The 3,361-nt window shown below is 42.0% G+C and carries 3 protein-coding genes; all 3 read right to left on the reverse strand.

The features are described from left to right. On the reverse strand, nt 1-1,808 hold a 1,808-nt coding region (locus BUA53_RS21605; RefSeq protein WP_245793242.1), incomplete at its 3' end, for a carbohydrate-binding protein. Between the two features lie 126 nt (nt 1,809-1,934). Then, a complete protein-coding gene (locus BUA53_RS20800; protein WP_072837316.1) occupies nt 1,935-2,459 on the reverse strand; it encodes a hypothetical protein in 525 nt (174 codons plus the stop codon). 62 nt (nt 2,460-2,521) lie between these two features. Then, a partial coding sequence (locus BUA53_RS20805) for a carbohydrate-binding protein (protein WP_139256549.1) occupies nt 2,522-3,361 on the reverse strand: 840 nt, incomplete at its 5' end.

Raw genomic sequence — 3,361 nt, forward strand, 5'->3', positions numbered from 1 at the left:
CTAACAGCATAATCCATCCAGTCGCCGTTATCAATCCAACCCACGTCTTTACCACCACCTGCGTCTGAAGTGTTTTCAGTCTGAACACCACTCATGCCTGACCAGTTTTCAGCTTCAATGCGTGTTACAGAACCTGAAGTGGTAGTGGTAGGGGTGGGAGTAGGGGATGGTACTGGTGTAGGCGAAGTAGTAGTGCCACCAGTTCCTTCTACGAAAAAGCTAGGACTACCGTCTAAACTAATATTGGAAGAGCTGATAGAGGAAGATGTATTTGTTTGGGAAAAATTCCAATCCTTTCTGCTAACATTACCACTCATTACTACTGATGATGGAAAACTATAAGAAGCAGAGGCGTTTTCAGAAAGATCGGTCTGCGTTTTTGCCCAAAGAACATATACATAGCTACCATCATTGCCCCGAAATGCACCACCATCCACATTGCCAGGTAAGCTCATTAAAGATGTCCTTGAGGCATCATAGGTTCTTCCATATAACTGGTCAGACAATGTTTTAGCAGCAATTCCCTGGTCAGTAAGGGTGGCATTGTAAGGCGATGAGCCTCCAAAATACCGGTACATACCCATTTGGTCATACTGTGAAGTTCCAGTCTGGTCACCAATAGTGTACCAGTAAATCTGCCTGATGCCTACTTTCTGGGCGGCCACCTGTGCCTTGATCACATAGTTTTTTTGGCCTTCAGGGCTTCCCCAATCGTCGCCTGATGAGAAACGGGAAACGCCTGTTTCAGTGCATATATATTGTTTTTTTGGATAGCTGGATCCATTATAACCATATGTTCCCAGTACGCTTTCCATGTTATTCCTGCAATTAATAAATGTAGCAGCTGCTCCATCTGAATGTCTAAAAAACTGGAACCCATTGATCGCATTGCTCCATGTTTTTAAACCATACATGGGGTAGTTGTGAAAGCTTAATACATCGAAATAAGCACCTCCTTTAGCAGGATATGCTGAAGTGACAGAGCCGTCAACCGGGTTGTCAGTATTTCGTAAAATCGCATCAAGGAAACTCCTGTAACCAATGCCACCAGTACATACATACGAATTGGGCTGCAATTTTTTAATCACTTCCCATGAAATTCTTAATGTACGGATGTAATACTGGATAGGGGCTCTTAGATTCACCAATTCAGATGCAGTTGGATTATGATCAAACCAACTTCCGGCCTGCGGAGGATTTGAATCTCCCATCCATCCTGAACCAGTGTACGTATAATCAGGTTCGTTGATCACTTCCCAGAATTTTATATAAGTACCATAAACTTTTACTACATCATAGAGGTATTTAGCGTATGTATTGGCAGGATTGATCTGTGTCTGTGCAGCATCAAGCCAAATAGGTTCATACAAGCCTTTAAAAGTTTTGGCCTGCTCAGGACTGCCGGGAAAAGTAGTTGTTTCCCTGTTGGCTGGAGATGGATTTCCAACGAAGGCTGTCATTTCACCTCCCCCCAAGCCTGCATAATACTGGAACTTTGAAACTTCGGCATTAATTCCATAGGTAGTTAAATGATCATCGTATAATGGGATTCTTAATGACTTAACGCCTACACCTTTCACATTAAGAGAAGGACTTCCCATTGAAAGGGCGGCCACATTTTCTGAAGACCAGTTGTTGCCGTACCATCCGGGATTAGCTCCATATCGATAGGTACCATTATAGGGAACTGAGGAAGAAAAACTATTGGCAGTAGGTGCCTGGGCTATTATTGTTGTTGTGAGAAATGTACTGCTCAATACAAGAAATGACAATGCCTTTCCTATATTGGAAAACAAATGTTTTTTCATAGTTAGGTTACTATTTAATTCTGCTTTGTATAAACAAAACAAAATGCATTTTTAACAAAGGGTTGATTAGTGTTGTATAAAATAAAAAAAAAGGCCTTTTTACAGGCCTCTTTTTATTTGCAGTGATTACTTCGTAAACAAGGCTGCAACATCTTCATAGGCCAATTGCATCAATTTAATTTTAGTATACCCCTGGCTTTCCAGGTCTTTTAGTTTTTCTGGAGTAAAAACAAAGTATTTAAATGTTTCTGAACTTAGGTTGGCTGTGCCAGTATAGTTATCACATGAAAGTGAGATAGAACCATTTGAAACCTGGTAGTAATAATAAGAATCATTGGCTCCTTTTTTCTGAAACGGCAATGCATTGATTGTAGAGCCATCCTTTACAAAGGCCAGGACCATTCCACGGGAAGTAACTGAACTGGTGATTGAACTGTCAGTAACCTTAGAAGTATAGGTTGTGAACTTATCTCCCTTGGAAGAAGTCCAGTTGGGAAGTGTACTCCATTCAGAAGCTTTCGCACTAGCAGCCATTGCAGCTGCAACAGGTCTGTTTCCCAGGGTATTTTCATGCTGTACATCATTTTTTTTGCATGATGTGATCAGCAGTACCAGGCTAAGGCCTAATACCGGTAGCTTGTGTTTGTTCATAGATTAATATTTGAAAGAGGAATAATAGGCCGGTTTTACCCGGCCATTTGGTGTTGAAGTATTTATTGTTTTACAATTTGTCTTGAATCGGACCAGGTACCCATTGTTACTTTTACAATGTAAGTAGCTGCTGCCAGGTCACCGATAGAAATATAGAACTGGGTAGAACCTGCAGCCTTAGAGAAGCTGAACTGCTTTTGAACGGCACCGGCAAGGTTGATAACCTGTACTGATATATTTCCGCTCAGGCTGTTGTTTACCTGTAATACAAATCGATCTGTTGTTGGATTAGGATAAACATCCAATGCTGGAGTAGTGGCTACATTGGTCGTTTCGGTTGTCATAATAGAACCGTTTGCCTGAATGCTCGACAAAGCTGCACTACCTTGAGACAATTCCAGCCAGTTGATGTTAAACCCTGCGGTACCAGATGATTGTAATCTTAATGTTTGAGAACCTGCAGGTAGAGTAACAGAAGCAGTAATTGTCTGCCAAGTCTGGAAACCTCCTGTGATGGGAACATTCACAGTAGCCAGGACAGTGCCAGCACTGTTCTTGATCTGTAATTGTGAGCCACTATAAATAGTTGCTATGCGCAGGCTAACAGTGAAAGTACCGGATGCGGGAGCATTATAGCTGTAGTTCATCCAATCCCCATTGTCTATCCAACCCACGTCTTTACCACCACCTGCGTCTGAGGTGTTTTCTGTCTGAACACCACTCATGCCTGACCAGTTTTCAGCCTCAATGCGTGTTGAAGTTGAACTGGCAGGAGTTGTTGAAGTAGTTGTTCCACTTCCTCCTGCTATTTCAAACCAGTTGAAATTAAATCCAAGGGATGCTGAGGATTGTATCCTGATGGTTTGAGAACCTGCATTCAGGTTAACATTGGCGCTGACAGT

Source organism: Flavisolibacter ginsengisoli DSM 18119 (assembly GCF_900129295.1).
GTDB classification, from domain to species: domain Bacteria; phylum Bacteroidota; class Bacteroidia; order Chitinophagales; family Chitinophagaceae; genus Flavisolibacter; species Flavisolibacter ginsengisoli.

What these genes read in the sequence shown, in the direction of transcription:
- BUA53_RS20800 (WP_072837316.1), bottom strand. Translation starts at nt 2,459, where the DNA reads ATGAACAAACACAAGCTACCGGTATTAGGCCTTAGCCTGGTACTGCTG.